13 protein-coding genes and 1 tRNA gene are annotated in these 17,337 nt (G+C 59.1%); 8 read left to right on the plus strand and 6 right to left on the minus strand.

The window, feature by feature from the left end; translation table 11 throughout:
* The first annotated feature begins 77 nt into the window (after positions 1–77).
* From CRD20_RS04405 to CRD20_RS04415, 3 genes are all read left to right on the plus strand, one after another.
* The gene (locus CRD20_RS04405) at positions 78–614 is read left to right on the plus strand and encodes a YceI family protein (protein ID WP_187404902.1); all 537 of its coding nucleotides are present in this window, start codon (positions 78–80) and stop codon (positions 612–614) included.
* Between the two features lie 135 nt (positions 615–749).
* The gene (locus CRD20_RS04410) at positions 750–2,132 is read left to right on the plus strand and encodes a pyridoxal phosphate-dependent aminotransferase (protein ID WP_284857224.1); all 1,383 of its coding nucleotides are present in this window, start codon (positions 750–752) and stop codon (positions 2,130–2,132) included.
* A gap of 544 nt (positions 2,133–2,676) precedes the next feature.
* Positions 2,677–4,110: a YibE/F family protein gene (locus tag CRD20_RS04415; protein ID WP_187404903.1), complete on the plus strand. Its 1,434-nt coding sequence runs from the start codon at positions 2,677–2,679 to the stop codon at positions 4,108–4,110.
* Here CRD20_RS04415 and CRD20_RS04420 read toward each other — a convergent pair.
* Positions 4,107–5,489 carry a UDP-glucose/GDP-mannose dehydrogenase family protein gene (locus CRD20_RS04420; RefSeq protein ID WP_187404904.1) on the minus strand — a complete coding sequence of 461 codons (1,383 nt, stop codon included), beginning with the start codon at positions 5,487–5,489 and terminating at the stop codon, positions 4,107–4,109. The genes CRD20_RS04415 and CRD20_RS04420 overlap by 4 nt on opposite strands.
* Positions 5,490–5,690: 201 nt before the next feature.
* The gene (gene dcd, locus CRD20_RS04425) at positions 5,691–6,272 is read right to left on the minus strand and encodes a dCTP deaminase (RefSeq protein WP_005511764.1); all 582 of its coding nucleotides are present in this window, start codon (positions 6,270–6,272) and stop codon (positions 5,691–5,693) included.
* Positions 6,273–6,537: 265 nt separating this feature from the next.
* Here dcd and CRD20_RS04430 point away from each other — a divergent pair.
* Positions 6,538–6,608, plus strand: a tRNA-Gly gene (locus tag CRD20_RS04430).
* Positions 6,609–6,766: 158 nt separating this feature from the next.
* Here CRD20_RS04430 and CRD20_RS04435 read toward each other — a convergent pair.
* Genes CRD20_RS04435 through CRD20_RS04445 form a run of 3 tightly spaced genes read right to left on the minus strand, consistent with a single transcriptional unit; the run spans position 6,767 to position 9,962 of the window.
* Entirely contained in the window at positions 6,767–7,408 is a 642-nt protein-coding gene (locus CRD20_RS04435) for a response regulator transcription factor (RefSeq protein ID WP_070601011.1), read from the minus strand.
* Positions 7,405–8,574: a sensor histidine kinase gene (locus CRD20_RS04440; RefSeq protein ID WP_187404905.1), complete on the minus strand. Its 1,170-nt coding sequence runs from the start codon at positions 8,572–8,574 to the stop codon at positions 7,405–7,407. The genes CRD20_RS04435 and CRD20_RS04440 overlap by 4 nt, the downstream gene beginning before the upstream one ends.
* A gap of 56 nt (positions 8,575–8,630) precedes the next feature.
* On the minus strand, positions 8,631–9,962 hold the full coding sequence (locus tag CRD20_RS04445) for an MFS transporter (protein ID WP_187404906.1): 1,332 nt from the start codon (positions 9,960–9,962) through the stop codon (positions 8,631–8,633).
* A 185-nt stretch (positions 9,963–10,147) separates the two neighbouring features.
* On the opposite strand from CRD20_RS04445, the gene CRD20_RS04450 reads away from it, so the two are divergent.
* From CRD20_RS04450 to CRD20_RS04460, 3 genes are all read left to right on the plus strand, one after another.
* Positions 10,148–10,627 (plus strand): universal stress protein, encoded by a 480-nt coding sequence (locus CRD20_RS04450; RefSeq protein ID WP_005510532.1) that lies wholly within the window; start codon positions 10,148–10,150, stop codon positions 10,625–10,627.
* A gap of 196 nt (positions 10,628–10,823) precedes the next feature.
* Positions 10,824–11,018 carry a DUF2613 domain-containing protein gene (locus tag CRD20_RS04455; protein WP_005510537.1) on the plus strand — a complete coding sequence of 65 codons (195 nt, stop codon included), beginning with the start codon at positions 10,824–10,826 and terminating at the stop codon, positions 11,016–11,018.
* Positions 11,019–11,047: 29 nt separating this feature from the next.
* Entirely contained in the window at positions 11,048–14,659 is a 3,612-nt protein-coding gene (locus CRD20_RS04460) for an alpha-(1->3)-arabinofuranosyltransferase family protein (RefSeq protein ID WP_187404907.1), read from the plus strand.
* Between the two features lie 6 nt (positions 14,660–14,665).
* On the opposite strand, the gene CRD20_RS04465 is transcribed toward CRD20_RS04460, so the two are convergent.
* Positions 14,666–15,946, minus strand: a complete 1,281-nt coding sequence (locus CRD20_RS04465) for an acyltransferase (protein ID WP_187404908.1) — start codon at positions 15,944–15,946, stop codon at positions 14,666–14,668.
* 196 nt (positions 15,947–16,142) lie between these two features.
* Here CRD20_RS04465 and CRD20_RS04470 point away from each other — a divergent pair, with 196 nt between their 5' ends.
* Positions 16,143–17,303, plus strand: a complete 1,161-nt coding sequence (locus CRD20_RS04470; protein ID WP_048734381.1) for a DUF3068 domain-containing protein — start codon at positions 16,143–16,145, stop codon at positions 17,301–17,303.
* The last annotated feature ends 34 nt before the right edge of the window (positions 17,304–17,337 follow it).

Consider the following 17,337-nt stretch of genomic DNA (forward strand, 5'->3'; position numbering starts at 1 on the left):
AACACCGGAAGTTGGTTCCGGCGGACAAAAATACTTCGAAAGATTCGAAACACTTTTTAACTTTTAGGAGATTCACCATGGCTCTTCAGTCTGGCAACTACGTTCTTGATACTCAGCACTCCACCGTTGGCTTCAACGTTCGCCACGCAATGATTACTAAGGTTCACGGCCAGTTCGACGAGTTCGAGACCGCTATTACCTTCGACGCTGACAAGCCGGAGGCATCCACGGTCAAGGCAACCATTCAGGCGAATTCCATCAACACCAACAATGAAGAGCGCGACAACCACCTGCGCTCGAAGGATTTCTTCGGCACCGACGAGAATCCGACCCTCGAGTTCGTCTCCACCTCCATTGAGCTCCAGAGCGAGGAGAAGGCCACCGTTACCGGCGACCTGACCATGAATGGCGTTACCAAGCCGGTCACCCTGGATGTCGACATTTTCGGCTCCGCTGAGGACCCGTGGGGCCAGACTCGCGTTGGCTTCGAGGCAGCTGCCAAGATTGACCGCACCGACTTCGGTATTGAGTACAACGCACCGATTAAGACTGGCGGCATCCTGATTGGAAACGAGATCTCCCTGCAGATCGACGGCTCCGCAGTTAAGCAGTAACTAACAGCCGAAACCCCAGCACTCAGAACCCCAGAAAGCGTCCTGCATCCTCATGCAGGACGCTTTTGCGCAATCAATGTGCAATTAATCTGCCCCCGCTGTGAGAAAAGCATGGTGCGGGAGCAAAAAAGTGGCATGCTTAGACAGGTGAGTTCCAGTAAAGACACTTCCCAGGGCACCGAAACCACCAACGAGACAACGCAGGACGCTCAGGCTGCGCAGGCCGCTCAGGCCGAGCAGTCCCGTGCTGCCCGTGTTGCCGCCCGTCGTGGAAACATCAGGGCACCTCGCCGCACTCCACTGGAGACACTGGACCAATCCTCCAAGCTGCAGAACGTCCTCTACGACATTCGCGGTCCGGTGACTACTCTCGCCGAACAGATGGAGGCCGACGGCCACCGCATCATGATGCTCAACACCGGCAATCCGGCAAAGTTCGGCTTTGATGCACCTGACACCATCGTGCAGGACATGGTCCGCGCCCTCCCCCACGCACAGGGCTACTCCGAGTCCAAGGGTATTTACTCCGCACGCCGTGCCGTCGTCACGCGCTATGAGATGGACCCGGATTTCCCCCGTTTCGACGTCAACGACGTCTGGCTGGGCAACGGCGTCTCCGAGCTGATTTCCATCACCACGCAGGCGCTGCTCAACGAGGGCGATGAGGTCCTCATTCCAGCTCCGGATTACCCGCTCTGGACTGCAGCAACCACCCTCGCCGGCGGCAAGGCCGTCCACTACACGTGCGATGAGGAGAATAACTGGGCCCCGGATGTCGAAGACATTCGCTCGAAGGTGACGGATCGCACGAAGGCGATTGTCATCATCAACCCGAACAATCCGACCGGCGCGGTCTACACACGCCAGACGCTCGAAGCCATCGTCGATATCGCTCGTGAGCACTCACTCCTGCTGCTTTCCGACGAAATCTACGACCGCATCCTCTACGACGATGCAGAGCACATTTCCACTGCCTCCTTGGCCCCGGATTTGCTCTGTATCACCTTCAACGGCCTGTCCAAGACCTACCGTGTGGCCGGCTACCGCGCGGGCTGGATGGTGCTGACTGGCCCGAAGCGCCACGCAGAGGGCTTTATCGAGGGCATCAACTTGCTGGCCAGCACCCGTCTATGCCCGAATGTCCCTGCTCAACACGGCATTCAGGTGGCACTTGGCGGCTACCAGTCCATCGAGGACTTGATCTTGCCAGGCGGTCGCCTGCTGGAGCAGCGCAATGTCGCCTACGAGGGACTGACCTCAATTCCGGGCGTAAGCTGCGTGAAGCCGATGGGAGCAATGTACGCATTCCCGAAGCTGGATCCGAACGTCTACGAAATTCACGATGACGAGAAGCTGATGCTCGACATCCTGCGTGAAGAGAAGATCCTGATGGTCGGCGGCTCTGGCTTCAACTACCCGACGCCGGATCACTTCCGGATTGTCACCCTGCCGTGGGCACGCGACCTGAAGGAAGCTATCGAGCGCCTAGGCAACTTCCTGGTCAGCTACAAGCAATAGCAGTACTTAAGGTTGCGCACGCTACTGGTTCTGCCCTTCTCACATATCGATGCGCTATTCACTTATGGACACACTGGAGCGCATCGATGAGTGAGTATTGCATCGATAGGTGAGCCATAGCGCTGATGACTACGGCTCGGCGCGCCGGAATGGCGGTACGCCTTCCGGTGCTGGTGCAGCGATTAGGTTATTAAGGGTGGGCAGGCATTCAAAAGATTCAATGAACTCTGACAACCAGCAACCTTTTCACGTTGCTCCGGGTTCCGACATAGGTGCGCATCTCGACGTACTGAAGAACTCGAACAGCGGCTCCCCTACCGGCCGGTTCCGGGCTGTCAATACCGCGAATCAACCCAACTCTGCAACCTCGGCTGCCCCAGCACGACTTGCAGAGCCTGCCGCACATTCAAAACCAGCACCGGCACGGCAAAACGAACCTGCACAAGCCAAACCAAAACCAACGAAACCGCGGCACAACCCCACAAGAGCACGTCGCTTACTGGCCACAGTTCTCACAGTTGCTGGTATTGCCACTTTCCTCGCAGTGATTGGGCTCTGGCCATCGGGTGAAGCTCCGAGCCCAGGGCCGGGATTCCTGCAGTCACAGACGTCAGCTGCAGAGACGGTCAAGGGAACCGTCGTAAAGCACAGCGTCGGCGCGTGCAATTCGCCTGACAACGGACGCGTCTTCGACGACCAGCCGCGGCCAGGGCTGACGGCTTCGCTCAACGACCCCGCGGCGCCGAAGTGCCAGCTCTCGGTCATTGAGCTGACCTCGGGTCCAGACGAGGGCAAGAAGACTCTGCTGGAGGCATCCGGCCTTCCCGGCGAGATTGAGCTGGAGGAGGGAGACAAGGTCGTCCTGGCAATTCACCGTCCAAACGCGGCCGGTACCGGAGCTGTCGACAATGGTGCCGTGCCGGATTCGGGGTTGATGACACCGGCTCCCGGAGTTGTGCCCGCGCCTGCCCCTGAGGGCGCAGAGGGTGAGCCTGCTCCTGATGCAGAGGCTCCGGCCCCAGCTCCAGCCCCGGAGCAGGAACCAGCACCTGAATCCGGCGCAGAAGCCCCCGCTGCCCCCGCTGCCCCCGCTGCTCCCGAGGCCGACACTAATGTCGTCGACCTCGCACCTCATCAGGTTGTCGACACCGCTAGCATCGGCAACACCTACACCTTCCTGGACATGGATCGCACCACGACGATCTGGTTGTGGCTCGGCGCGGCAGTACTTCTCATCATCCTCGTCGGCATGACTCGCGGAGTCTTGAGCCTCATTGGTCTTGGCATCACGCTGGCCGCAGTGATGGGATTCCTGGTTCCGGCACTGCTACGCGGTGGCGATCCTGTGGCCTTAGCCATCACGGCGGGCGCGGCGATCCTCTTCCCGGTGCTCTTCCTCGTACATGGCATCAATTGGAAGTCAGCTTCCGCACTGGCGGGAACACTCACCACGATGGTGTTGGCGGCGGGCCTGGCCAACCTCGCAATCTCCACGTCACAGCTACGTGGTCTCGGCAACGAGGACAACCTGCTCATTCAGCTTTACCTGCCTGACGTCTCCGTCACAGGTCTGCTTCTGGCGGGATTCATCATCGGCGCGTTGGGCGTGCTTAACGACGTCACCATCGCCCAGGCCTCGACCGTCCAGGAGCTCTACGAAGCAGCTCCGCGGTCGCGGCCTATGGAGGTCTTCCGCTCGGCAATGCGCGTCGGTCGCGATCACATCGCGTCGATGGTCTACACACTGGTACTGGCGTACCTCGGCACCGCACTACCGCTATCGATTTTGTTAAGCGTCTCCGACCGGCCGCTGATGCAGTCGTTGACCTCCGATGTCGTGGCCACAGAGCTGCTGCGTTCCACCATCGGTGCGGTGGCTTTGGTACTCGCAGTGCCGATTACCACCCTCATCGCCGCCTATACCGTGGCCCCGGAGGGTATGAAGTTTCCGAAGCGCTCGAGGGCAGCTAGCATTTAGCCGCGGCCGAGGCAGGTGACATCCCAGCCTGCGGCACGCCACTGGTCGGCTGGCAGGCAGTTGCGGCCGTCGAGCACCGCTGCGCGTTTGACCAGCTTCTTCACAGCCACCGGGTCGATGTCGCGGAACTGCTGCCACTCGGTGGCGACGACAACCATCTCCGAGCCTTCCAGGGCCGCTTCGATGCTCGGTGCGTACTCCAAGGTCGGGAAATTCTTCTTGGCGTTCTCCATGGCCTGCGGGTCGTAAACGCTTACCGAAGCGCCTGCCAACGACAGCGAACCGGCAATCGACAGCGCCGGGGAGTCACGCACATCGTCAGAGTTCGGCTTGAAGGCCGCACCCAGCACGGTCACGGTGTGGCCGAGCAGCGAGCCGCCGAAGCTACCGCGTACCAGGTCAACGGTCTTTTCACGGCGACGCATGTTAATCGCATCGACCTCACGCAGGAAGGTCAGCGCCTGGTCAACGCCCAGCTCACCGGCACGGGCCATGAATGCGCGGATATCCTTCGGCAGGCAACCGCCGCCGAAGCCCAGACCCGCGTTGAGGAAGCGGCGGCCAATTCGGGCGTCCATACCGATGGCGTCGGCAAGCGTAGTGATATCCGCACCTGTGACCTCACAGATTTCAGAGACCGCGTTGATGAAGGAAATCTTGGTGGCGAGGAATGCGTTTGCCGACACCTTCACCAGCTCTGCGGTGGCGGTGTCCGCGACGATAAGCGGAGTCTCGCGCTCGAAGATAGGGCCGAAGCACTCGCGCAAACTGGCCTCGGCAATCGATTCGACCTCCTGACCCGCACCATTGAGGATCATGCCCGGCTTCTGGGTGCCCAGCACCACACGGTCCGGCTCCAGGGTGTCCTTTACCGCGAAGCCCTCGCGCAGGAACTCCGGGTTCCAGGCGATTTCGAGGCTGGTGTTCTTCAACTGCTCATCACCGGCTGCGGCGCGCTCACCAATCATTTTCGCAGCCAGCTCCTGCAGGCGCGGTGCGGTACCGACGGGCACAGTGGACTTACCAAACACTAGATGCTTGCCGACGACGCGCTTAGCCAATTCGGTAATGGCGGCGTCCACATAGAGAACATCGGCGGCGTACGAGCCCTTAACCTGCGGAGTTCCGACACCTACGAAGTGGACGTTCGCAAATTCAACGGCTTCGTCGTAGTTAGTGGTGAAACGTAGTCGCCCTGACTCAACGTGCTTCTTTAGCAGTTCGGGCAAGCCAGGCTCAAAGAAAGGAACTTGGCCTGCGGACAATGCCTCAATCTTGGCGGGATCAACATCTACGCCGAGAACCTCGTGGCCTAACTCCGCCATCGCCGCGGCATGAGTGGCGCCAAGGTAACCCGTACCAATAACCGTAATACGCATAAGGGCTATTATTTATCGAAAGATAAAAGGCCATCAAGCCGATTTAACCCTTAAATGGTGTGAACTAAAGGCCCATATTTAGGCTTTTCACCTGCGAAAACTCTTTATTGAACAATTGTTTCCATTTCTTCACCGAGAATTCACTCGGGGCTATTCACAATTCATTTATATTCCGAGTTCATATCCCGAGTTTCAGGTGCCTTATTCCTCATCGCGGAAGTTCAGGTACGCACGCGACGGGGTCGGGCCGCGCTGCCCCTGATACTTCGAACCGAGTTTGCCGGAGCCATACGGTACCTCCGCCGGGGAGGACATCTTAAACAGTGCCAGCTGGCCGACCTTCATGTTTGGCCACAGTGCGATGGGCAGATTGGCCACGTTGGAAAGCTCCAGCGTGATGTGGCCTGAAAAACCTGGGTCAATAAAGCCGGCGGTCGAGTGCGTTGCCAGGCCCAGACGCCCCAGCGAAGACTTACCTTCCAGGCGGCCTGCCAAGTGCGGAGGAATAGTGAAGTACTCCAGGGTCGATGCCAGGACGAACTCGCCCGGGTGAAGAATGAAGGGCTGCCCTTCTGGAACCTCGTGCGGGGATGTCAGCTCTTCCTGCGGCAACTTCGGATCGATGTGCGTGTACTGCGAGTTGTTAAAAACTCGGAAGAACTTGTCCAGACGCACGTCGATGGACGAAGGCTGAATCATCTTCGGGTCAAAAGGATCAATGCCGAGATGGCCGGAGCCTTCGGCATCGATAGCGGCACGAATATCACGATCTGAGAGCAACACATAGACCAGCTTAACCGCTCTGTAATACACAGCGTGTGCGGGTTACAGGATATGCCCGCACTGAATCCCCCGGGAAGGACTGGATAAGGTCCTACAAGGAGATCAGCGATTAACCCGAAAAGACGGACAGAGGGTCTTCAAGACCAATTTTTTCGACACGAATCGAGAGTGCTACATTGAAGTTACAGAGGGCGACTGATTGCCTGCATGCCACACCTACTGTGCCAATCCCGTGGCGTGCTTTTAATCATTCCGCCTACTGTGTGCCGATGTAGTTCAATGGTAGAACTCCTGCTTCCCAAGCAGGCGGCGCGGGTTCGATTCCCGTCATCGGCTCCGCCCAATGAGGCTCAGCGTCAAGCTGAGCCTCATTTTTGTTTCCGCTGCTTTTCGGCTACATCCCGCGGTGCCACAACAACCAATCAACTCCGAATAGCACATCTGAGCAACACTTTTGCGTAGGGCACGGTTTATACCAAAGACAACGGCAAAGCCTAAGTCGATGGCGCGGTATATCTCAGCCACCGCAATACTGCTTTGACACGACGGTTGTTATCTTCCGGTTGGAAGCCGAGCTTCAAGAACACATTCGCCACATGCTTACTCACAGCGCCTGCGGTTAGTACTAGGCGTTTTTCTATTTCCTTATTACTAAGCCCCTGCGCCATCAGGTCGAGCACTTCGCGCTCACGTGGAGTCAGCTCGGCGATGCCGTCCTGCTTTGCGGCCAGTAGCGTCGCAACCACTTCAGAATCGACCACGGTACCGCCACCACGCACTTCTTCCAGCGCCGCAACGAAGTGGTCGACATCCGAGACGCGTTCCTTAAGCAGGTACCCAAAGCCACCATGCTGCAGCAGGCGATCCAGGTAGCTGGCCGCCACGTATTGGCTGAGCACCACAACCGGCTGGTCGGGGTTGTCCTGGCGAAGTGTGGAGACCGCGAGCAGTCCGTCGTCACGCATGTTCGGCGGCATTCGGACATCGGTGACGATGACATCGAACACCTGCCCTTCGGCGGTGGCGAGCAGCTGATCCGCATCGCCGACGGCGACGACCTCGTGCCCCAGTGCCCGCAGCAGGCCGGTCAGCCCCTCGCGCAGGAGTACGGAGTCCTCTGCCAACAGTACTTTCATCGCATCCTTCCTTGGCGAATCGGCAGTTCCAGCAGCAATTGGGCTCCACCGTCGGCGTTGGTGAGTTCCACGGTTCCACCGAGCGCTGCCGCCCGTTCGCGCAGGCCCGCAATGCCGGTTCCACTGTCATGCTTTACGACGTCTACAGCGTCTGCACTCGTTGGTTTTTCCAGGCCTTCGCCATTGTCGCGCACAGTGACCGTAAGCGTACCCAGATGGGACACGAGCGCCTTCTTCGGAGTCTGAACCCCGAGAGTGATATCAGCTCGATCGGCATGGCCATGCTTGGTGGCGTTGGTCAGCCCCTCCGCTGCGCAGTGGTAAGCGAGCAGCGCTGTGGTTTCATCAATCGGGCCGAAGTCGGAGACACCGTCCTCACGAACAGAAACCTCCATGCCAGAGTGCGCTGCCAATTCCTCTACTGCTGCGACTAAGCCATTTTCGAAAAGCACTGGCGGGGCAATGCCAAGCACCACGGAGCGCAGCTGCGCAAGAGCCTGCGTTGCATTGCGGTCGGCAGCGGAGAGCGCCTCGGCTACTTCTTCTTCAGTCTTACCCATGCGAGCAGCAGCGATGTTGAGTTTCAAGGCGGTCAGGTGTTGCTGCGGACCGTCGTGAAGCTCGCGCTCAATGCGACGGCGCTCGCCTGAGAAGGAGTCGATGAGCACATCGCGGGACTGGCTGACTTCCTCACTGGATGGTGCGAGGATGACGCGAGAGAGCCAAATGGACAGCAGGCCGGCACCGAGGTTGATGGCGATGGTCAGCACCAAAAAGACGATGGCGAAAACCCAGGCAACCCCGATTTTCTGTGTGGGGTCAGTCAGAGTCCAGCTGAAAAACTGCACTTCATCAACCAGGAATGGTGCAGCGAAGAGCACTCCGACAGTGAACCCGCCGCCGACCCACGCTGTGAAGGTGACAAAGCCAATGGCCAACTGGACAAGCAGGTTGACGAAGTTGCGGATGTCGAACCAGCGATTGGTCACGCGGTTGGCGATTGGGGTGCCGGACCACGATGCTGCCCAGCGGGAGAGCCAATCGGCACCGCGGCCAATGAGCGGAATCCAGGGCAGAAGAAAAGCGGAGACAATCAATCCCGGAATGAACAGCAGTCCGAGAATAAAACTCCAGGCCAGCGCGATTAAATTCTTTTTCTTTGTCATAGTTTCAAAGCTAAGTTGGCCCGTGTCCAAATACAGTGGAGCTAACTCCCCTAAATTCAGTCGAGCTGAATACGTCCCGGCTTCTTTTCGCCGATACCACGGTCGGCCAGTTCGTCATCAATGTACGTTGGCCGACCGACAATCAACCCAAGCACTGCTAGCACCACCGTGGTGCCAAGCAGCACGACCAGAATCGGTGTCCATGTTTCCGCGGTTCCGGCGGCCACGCCTACCAGGAAGGGGCCGACTGCGGAGAAGATGTAGCCGATTGGCTGCACGAAGCCGGACAGTCGCGCGGTCAGCTCGTGGCTGCGCGTGCGGCCCGGAATCAGTGCGATGGCCATGGGGAAACAAAAACCACCCACACCCAGCAGGAACGCAGCCCCAATCGCGTATCCAGCACCAGTTTCCGCCGCTCCCCGCTGGTCAATCAAAATCATCAACACATAGCCGAGGAAGAAAAGGCAGCCGAGACCAAAGGCGACGTAGGACATGGTGCGGAGCCGTGCAATCAGCGGCGGCATCAGCAGCCCGCCGATGATGCCCAACCCTTGAACAATCATGGACGCTGCAGTGGCTATGTTTACGCTGATACCTGCGTCGATAAGCATTTTCGGCATCCAGCCCATGAGCACGTAGGCGTTCATCGACTGCACGCCGAAGAAAACTGCCAGCGCAATGGCTGTCGGTGACTTCCAGATTGGTGTGCTTGCCGAGGAGCTGACCGGCGCCTTCGGGTAGTCGAATCCGATGCGTGCACGCAGCGGCAACCACACGACGAGCTGCACCAGAGCGGTGATTGCCCATGCGGCAAGCGCCCAGCGCCACATTTCGATGCCATCTGCAGATGTCTCGGGAGAATCGCTAATGAAAAATGCCGTCGCTGGCCCCAGTCCACCGCCGAGGGCGAGCATGCTGGAGTACAGCATCATCAGCACGACCGTATGGCGACCGCCGTGCACCTTAATCCACGCAGGTAGCAGTACATTTCCCAGCGCGATGCCAGCAACCGATAACGCAGTAAACAACAGGAATAGCCAGATGCTGCTCACCCACGGGCGCACCGCAAGGCCGACGAATAGCAACGTCGCAGACAGTGTAAGCGCGCCGCTTAAGCCCATCCGCTTGCCGACGGACACCGCGGACAACCCAATCGCGAAAAACGCGAGCCCCGGAATGGCCGTAATCAGACCACCAAAGGCGGAGGATGCGCCGAGGTCGGAGAGGAGCTGATCGAGCACCGGACCAATCGACGCAATACTCGGGCGCAAGTTCAGCGCCGCAACGATTACGGCGATAACAAGAACGGGAACGCTGAGCGCGATGACATTCTTCGAGGACCCAGAAGCTTTTGGTTGAGGTTGCCCTGGATTTTGTTCTGCTGCCATAACAGTGGACGTTACCGCTTCCTGTTAATGACTCTCTAGCTGATTCAAGCCGCTCGTTCGGAGTAGCTTTAAAGATTGACGTACTCGATGTCGCTGTTGTCCTATCCTGGATTACAGCGACATCTCTTTTTCTGTATCTATTGACAGTTTTTCGGCTATCTCTGACGTAAGGATTGAACTCGAAAATGGTTGAACCGATTTCTGATTCCATGCTCATTGCCTACGACGGCTCCGACGAAGCCAAGCGGGCGCTGGCCTACGCCGGAAAACTGCTGCGCGTTAAGAAGGCCTACATTCTGACGGCCTGGGAGCCTCTACAGCGTGCTGCAGCTCGCACTGCTGGCGCCTCCGGCATGATGCAGCCCGACTGGGATGCCACTACTGAAGACGGCGATCCGGCACACGACGAGGCTGTTCGTATTTGCCGTGAGGGTGTGCAGATTGCCGCTGAGGCCGGCTTCGTCGCCGAGCCTTACTTGGTAGAGACCGAAACTACTATCTGGTCGGCCATCGTCGATGCAGCTCACGACCTCGATGCGGGCGTGATTATCTCCGGCACTCGCGGTGTGACTGGTTTGCGTGGTCTGTTTACCGCCTCGACCTCTGACGCGTTGCTGAAGAATGCTGGCCGCCCGGTCCTTGTCGTTCCGGGGGAAAAGGAATAATTTCTAGAAAATTTTTAAAAACTTACTTAGCTGATAGAAAATGGGTTAATCTCTCAACTAAGAAAACTCAATGACCGCTGAAACCACCCAAAATTCAAGGCAGGGAGAGATTCCCAGCTGTTCCACTGGTTTACAGATGTCACAGAGTGTAGTTTTATAAACAGTATTGACTTAATGCACACGAGGAGTCCTCAACATGGCATACGAAACTGATTCCGAGCAGCGTCGTAGCGTTGGCCCTGCCCTGGCCTCGGCGCTCATTGGCGCCCTTCTCGGTGGTGCCGCTATCTTCGGCATCGGCCAGGCTCTGACCGAAGACCGAATTCCGGAAGCACAGGCTGTTTCCACCGATGACGCTCTGCTTGGCGGTGTCGAGTACGGTCAGCGTTAAGCCCTTAACGCTAACCCTCCTTTAACGCTATGCCCACCTTTGTTCGAGCGCGTAAGCGCGTGCTTGTACCTTGGTGGGTTTTGCTGTGCCTGCTGGCATTCATCCAGTCCCCCGGCAAGACTGTCGCTGACACAAAGCACGACCTGACAGAAGACCCCATCGGGTTTTTGTCCGCCTCGCTCAACATGTGGTCAGACACCATGCCACTGGGACAGCTCCAAAACCAGGCATATGGCTATCTCTTTCCACAGGGCGCATTCTTCGCGCTGTTCAGCTTGCTGCCCGATGTCCTAGCGCCCGGCTGGATCATCCAGGCGCTGTGGTGGAGCCTTACTCTCTGCTTGGCTTTTACCGGCGCATATCGCGTGGCCGAAGCTATAGGCGTCGGCACGCATACCTCTCGCGTACTGGCGGCGTTGTTGTACGCGTTGTCGCCGCGCGTGATTACGACGTTGGGCGCGATTTCGTCCGAGACCTGGCCCGTAGCGCTGGCACCGTGGATTCTGCTTCCGCTCCTGCGGGTCGCGGCCCGGCGCGAGGAACTGCCCTGGCGTGCGACTGCCCGTGCCGTATTGCTGTCCGGTCTAGCGGTACTGTGCACTGGCGCGGTCAATGCGGTCAGTACAGCTGCGGCTTGCATCCCCGCAGGTCTGATGCTGATCTTCTTCGCTTTTACGGGGCCTCGCCGCGGGCGTGCGTGGGCGATGCTCGGCGGTTGGCTGGCTGCGTGTGCAGCGGTCAGCATGTGGTGGATCGTGCCGCTACTACTGCTGGGCAAGTACTCGCCACCGTTTACGGACTACATCGAGTCCTCCGGCGTGACCACTCGTTGGTTGAGTCTCGGCGAGACGCTCCGCGGCTCCACTTCGTGGACCCCGTTTGTCTCTTTCGAGCGAGTCGGCGGAAATGCTCTGGTCGCGGAGCCCATCCTCATTTACGCCACTCTGGCTGTGGCGGCGATTGGTCTGCTTGGCTTGGTCATGCGCTCACTGCCGCTGCGTCGGATGTGGCTGATGATGCTGCTGATCGGGCTTGTCATCGTGGCGGCCTGGACGGAGCCATTCGGGCTGGTGTGGGAATCGGCTCGAGAGGTGCTCGATTCCACGCTCGCAGCAGTACGCAACCTGCACAAATTCGACACAATTGTGCGCCTGCCACTTGTTATCGGCTTCGCTCATGCGACAGCCCAGCTGCCATGGCCGTGGCGAGAGCCAGCGAACGAGCACAAGAACGAGACGGCGAGCGATTCAGCAACCACTGGCTGGCAGCAGTGGCTGCACCCTGAGAAGCACCCGCGCGCTATCGCATCGATGCTGGTTCTGGTGGTTATCGCCAGTGCCACCGCACCTGCGTGGAGCGCCCGTCTCGCTCCGGCAGGCGGTTTTTCCGAGGTTCCGGGCTACTGGCACGAAGCGGCCGACTGGCTGAATGAGCAGGGCGAGGACACCCGCACGCTGGTGATGCCGTCATCTCCGTTTGCTGATCAGACATGGGGCAATACTCGCGACGAACCGCTCCAGCCGCTTGCCGACGTGCCCTGGGCCGTCCGCGATACCGTGCCGCTAGTACCCCCAGAGGCGATTCGCGGCCTCGATGGTCTGCGCAATTCGCTGACTCGGGGCCGCGAGGTACCGGCACTGGATGCCACCCTGCGCAACAATGGCATCGGCTATGTGCTGGTCCGCCACGACTTGAGAGTTACCTCGAGGGGCGATTCGCCGCGCGCCATCACCTCCACGCTGCAGGACTCCCCGACCATGGAAAAGGTGGCGGAGTTCACGGACGAGGACGGCCATACCGCTATCCAGATTTGGGGCGCGGGCCCGAAGGAGCTGCGCAATCACGCCCTTTCGCCGCGGTTGGTGGACACTACACAGGTGCCGCTGGTCGCCGGTGGTCCTGAAGTGCTCCCGCGGCTTGATGAGGTCGATTCCGATGCCCCGGTGCGCATCCTGTCCGGTAAGAACGCCGGCACTGTCACCGACACTCCCGCACGCCGCGGCCGCAACTATGGTGAAGTCGTCGGAGCGGAGTCGGCAATCCTGGCCGAAGACGAGGACTCATATGTCCGCAACCTCGTTCCGGACTACCCCGTCGCGGGACTGCCACTGACGCAGACAGCAACGGGTCGCGCCACAATTGAGGTTTCATCGTCGGCCTCTGAGCCATACAACGTCGGTGGTGCATCGGCTGACCACTCGGTCAACGCAATGCTCGACGGCGACACCTCTACCTGGTGGGAACCCCTGGCAGGCAAGAGTCAGGCTGAGTGGGTCAAGCTGTCGTGGAAGGAACCGACCGATAACGCAGTGCTCAGCCTGACCGGTGCTCGCGTTCCGGCGCAACTGCGCATCCAGACCGATACGGCTTCCAGCTCCGTACAGTTGGTCCCGGGTGAGACGACCCACATTCCGCTGCCCGGCGGCAAGACCACATCTGTGCGCATCACAGCAAAGATTGCTCCTGTAGGCTTTGCTATCTCCGAGCTAGGACTGGTGATTCCAAAGCGGGACACTGGCTTCGACGCATTCGAATCCAGCAACCCCGATTCCAATGGAGAGGCGGAACTTTCCGCCGAGGATATAGCGGAGGACCTCACCCCGGTTCGTGTCCCGGTGGTGCCGAATTCCTCGTCGCTGGCTCAGCGTTGGGTCTTCGGCCAGGAGATTCACGAGGGCACGCTGGTGCGCCTGTTCACCGTTCCGAAGCCGGTAAAGGTGAAGGTCGATGCTGATACCTGTCGCAGCAGCATCGGAGACCCGTGGGCCAGCCTCCAGCGAGGTGACGGTTCTGATCACCGTGAGCTGACCTGTGGTGAAGAGATTGAGCTCTCGCCGGGTCCATGGCGCATCGATGCCAAGTCCGATTGGGTATCGCTCACCTCGACTGACTACTTCGCGCCGTCAGCTGAGCAGCAGAAAGTCACGTCAATCGACCTGAACAATCCTATTGACGCTGCCGACCACGATCGCATCGTGTGGTTGCCAATCTCTGTCAATGCTGGCCACGAGCTTCGTGTCGGAGGTGCCGCCATGAAGCCGGTAACGGTCTCTGGTTGGCAGCAGGGTTGGACGATTCCGGCTGGAATTGGTGGTGCGGTCGAGCTGACCTATCCACCGCAGCAGACCTGGCGTACGGGCATCCTCGCAGGCGGCGCACTCGCAGCCGTGTACGCACTGGTCGCTGTGGGGCTGGCTTTCGCTTGGCGACGCTTCGCTCTCACCACCCCGATTCCCGCATCTTCGCTGAGCAATGACTTGCCGCGGGCGGCTATTGGTGTTGCGGCTGCCGCGACAGTGACGCTGGTATCCAGCTGGCCTGGCGTGGTCGTTGCCCTCGTGGTGGTTGCCGCTACCCTTGGTGCGGTTTTCTGGGCACGGAAGCGTGGGGACGTCGTCAAGCCATGGCTGAACGTGCGAAATGCACTAATTGTGGCGCTTGCTGCGATGATGTCGATTGCGGGCTTGGTGCTGGCGGCGAACCCATGGCCAAAGGATGACTACGCCGGTGCCGGCTGGCCGCTTCAGTTACTGCTGACGGCGGCGCTGACAATCGTGGCGTGCTGCTCGATGCTTTCCGGTGGCGGTGCTGATGACGACACCGACAGAGATGCTAGCGACACCGACAACACCGCTGATTAAAAGCCGTTAGCGGTTGACCCAGACACTTGCGAAGAAGCGGCGGGCAGGTTCCTCGACGAGCGCGTAGGAGGCGGCGGCCACCGGAATCGACAGTGCAACCGTGACAATGGTGACGCTGAGCAGATGGCCGGTAAATAGCTTCACGCCTAGCAGTGGGAATGCAATGGAGAGCATCGCCACGTGCCAGAGGAAGATACCGTACGACCAGCGCCCCAGCGCCTGCATGATGGGGTGTTCGAGGAAGCGCGACTCCGGCGCCATCGTCCAGGGGCCGATGATGGCGGCACCGAAGACCAGACCGCACAGTAGGCGGCGGGTGAATTCCCAGTTGGTGAGCTCGACAAGCCCTTCGGGCCCCAGGTAGGAAGCCAGGACCAGCGCACCAACGGCGATCGCCAGCCACAGCGAACGGCGGCGTGCCCAGCGCTGCATGGTTTCCACCTTCGCGCGGGCGGCATCGGTATCGACGCCCTGGAGCGATTCCAGCTCGGCGAGAATCATGCCAGCTGCGAACCAGGAAAAGTATGCAATCGGCTGAATATGTGGGTTAACGCCTTCCGGGTACGGCAGTGGCAGGTAGGGCCAGCCGAAGCTCACGATCGCGAGCAGGGAAATCGCTACTATGCGGCGCCCCTGCTTGTGATGCGGGTCCAACCGGCTAAGCCCAATGGCAAACAGCGGCAGCGAGATGTAGAATGCGACCTCCACCGACAACGACCACAGGTGCGTCAACCCACCGTGCAGCGAGCCGGAGAAATACACCTGTGTCAGAGTCAGGTTTGTCAGCCAGATCTTGAGATCCGCGCCACGCCCCACCGGCAGTGCGATGAGCACAATAAGCACCAGCACCCAGTACGCGGGCATAATCCGCGCGACACGCTTCTTGTAGTACTTCGCCCAGCTCTTCTTCCGTCCGCCGTCGGCATCAGCCAATGCTTTACGACGGGGAATGCCGCCGTAACCCGAGCGGTGAGAACGCCACAACAGGAATCCGGACAGCACGAAGAAAACGGCCACGAAGAAGTCGAAGCGGCCGAGCATACGCTCCCACAGGGCTCCCACATCATGCCCGGTCTGGAATGCGACGTGCGTACCGATGATGCCCATCGAAGCCACAGCTCGCAGCCCCTCCAGCGAAGGCAGGAAGCCTGGTCGGAATGTGGTGGCAGTGGTCGATCCTGAGCTGGATCCCGAGCCGGATGCAGTGCTCGGCGTAGAGTTCGGCACAGAGCTCGACACTGTGTCTTGCCCAGCGTTTGGCGCTGCCGCATATGCCTTGGACGTCATAGTACTTTCTTACACGGATACCGGAATGAGTAAAATCACTTGTATTTTATTATGAAATAAGTCCTGTTCAGGCCGGTTTTTCCAAAACTCTTTTGTTTTCCCGACAAGTTATTTTTAAAAAACACACCACATAACTCCTAACTTCCTGCTAGGTTTTGCAGCAGAAAGTTACGTACAGTTAAAGGACTATCCGCTGATGAAGAGAACTCTCGGACATGCACTGATTATCATCGGTGCTGCATTGATTGTCATTGCCGTCCTTCTGCCAACCTTCCTGGTGCCTCGCCTCCGGGTCATCCCACTTGACACTGTGAGCGATACCATCACGGAGGTGCGCGACGGCACTCTGTTGGACTCCAGCCAGCTGGGCAAGAATGAGCCAACGCCAAACCGCAAGAATGACCCGCGCTGCAAGGCAGAGACGGACGAAGAGAAGCGCGATCTCCCGGTCCACTGCTTCATCAACGACAAGACTCCGATGCAGTCGAAGCGCCACGTTGAGATCGAGGAGCCGGCTGACGACAAGATTGCAACTCTCCAGGTCGGTACCACTCTGCTGCGCGATGACCGCGAAGAGCCGAAGAACCTCATCAATGCGACCCTCGACCGCATCACCGTCGACCGCAGCACTGCGTACCCGGTAGATGACCCGATCTCCAGCGTTGCTATTAACGCACCGCAGGGTGGTTCGGACACCAAGCCGCCGACGTTCACCCGTCCGGGCATCCAGTACCAGTTCCCGTTTGGTGCTGAGAAGAAGTCCTACCCGTACTACGACGTCCAGGCGATGCGTAACTTCGAGATTGACTTCGTCGGTGAGGAAACTCAGGATGGCGTCAAGGTCTACAAGTACTCCATGACCATTCCGCCGCAGAACCTCTACGAGTCCCTGACCGAGCACTTCACTCGCGACGGCCGCAAGCTCACCGAGGCTGACAAGTCCTCGCTGGCTTCCATGCGCCTGAGCTTCCCGGCTCACAAGTGGGGCCTGGAGGGTGACGACGACGTCGAGCTGGATCGTTACTACACCAACGTCCGTACTGTCCGCGTCGAGCCGACCTCTGGCGTGATCGTCAACGGTACTGAAGAGATGTTCATGTTCTACGCCAAGGACGACAAGGAAGCGGAAGAAATTGCTTCCAAGGCTGGCCGTGAAAAGGAGGCCAAGGAGCAGAACCGTACCGCGATGAAGTACACCGCTCAGTGGGATGAAGGCTCCAAGGGCCGTCAGATGGACCGCGCTAAGGAAGCACGTAAGTCGCTGACTATCGGTGGCACTGTCGCACCGTGGATCCTTGGTATCCTCGGCCTGGTTCTCATCGTGATTGGCTTCCGTGTTCGCAGCAAGTCTGCCTAAGACGCCAAACTACGGTGCCTCAAGGCTCTCGCTT

The organism is Corynebacterium sp. LK33, from assembly GCF_014334955.1.
Lineage (GTDB): Bacteria > Actinomycetota > Actinomycetes > Mycobacteriales > Mycobacteriaceae > Corynebacterium > Corynebacterium jeikeium_D.

Bases quoted from the DNA above. Each gene is read 5' to 3' on its own strand.
- CRD20_RS04440 (WP_187404905.1), bottom strand. From the start codon at position 8,574: ATGACAAAGAAAAAGAATTTAATCGCGCTGGCCTGGAGTTTTATTCTC.
- CRD20_RS04460 (WP_187404907.1), top strand. From the start codon at position 11,048: ATGCCCACCTTTGTTCGAGCGCGTAAGCGCGTGCTTGTACCTTGGTGG.
- CRD20_RS04445 (WP_187404906.1), bottom strand. From the start codon at position 9,962: ATGGCAGCAGAACAAAATCCAGGGCAACCTCAACCAAAAGCTTCTGGG.
- CRD20_RS04470 (WP_048734381.1), top strand. From the start codon at position 16,143: ATGAAGAGAACTCTCGGACATGCACTGATTATCATCGGTGCTGCATTG.
- CRD20_RS04465 (WP_187404908.1), bottom strand. From the start codon at position 15,946: ATGACGTCCAAGGCATATGCGGCAGCGCCAAACGCTGGGCAAGACACA.
- CRD20_RS04455 (WP_005510537.1), top strand. From the start codon at position 10,824: ATGGCATACGAAACTGATTCCGAGCAGCGTCGTAGCGTTGGCCCTGCC.
- CRD20_RS04435 (WP_070601011.1), bottom strand. From the start codon at position 7,408: ATGAAAGTACTGTTGGCAGAGGACTCCGTACTCCTGCGCGAGGGGCTG.
- CRD20_RS04420 (WP_187404904.1), bottom strand. From the start codon at position 5,489: ATGCGTATTACGGTTATTGGTACGGGTTACCTTGGCGCCACTCATGCC.
- CRD20_RS04405 (WP_187404902.1), top strand. From the start codon at position 78: ATGGCTCTTCAGTCTGGCAACTACGTTCTTGATACTCAGCACTCCACC.
- CRD20_RS04450 (WP_005510532.1), top strand. From the start codon at position 10,148: ATGGTTGAACCGATTTCTGATTCCATGCTCATTGCCTACGACGGCTCC.
- CRD20_RS04410 (WP_284857224.1), top strand. From the start codon at position 750: ATGCTTAGACAGGTGAGTTCCAGTAAAGACACTTCCCAGGGCACCGAA.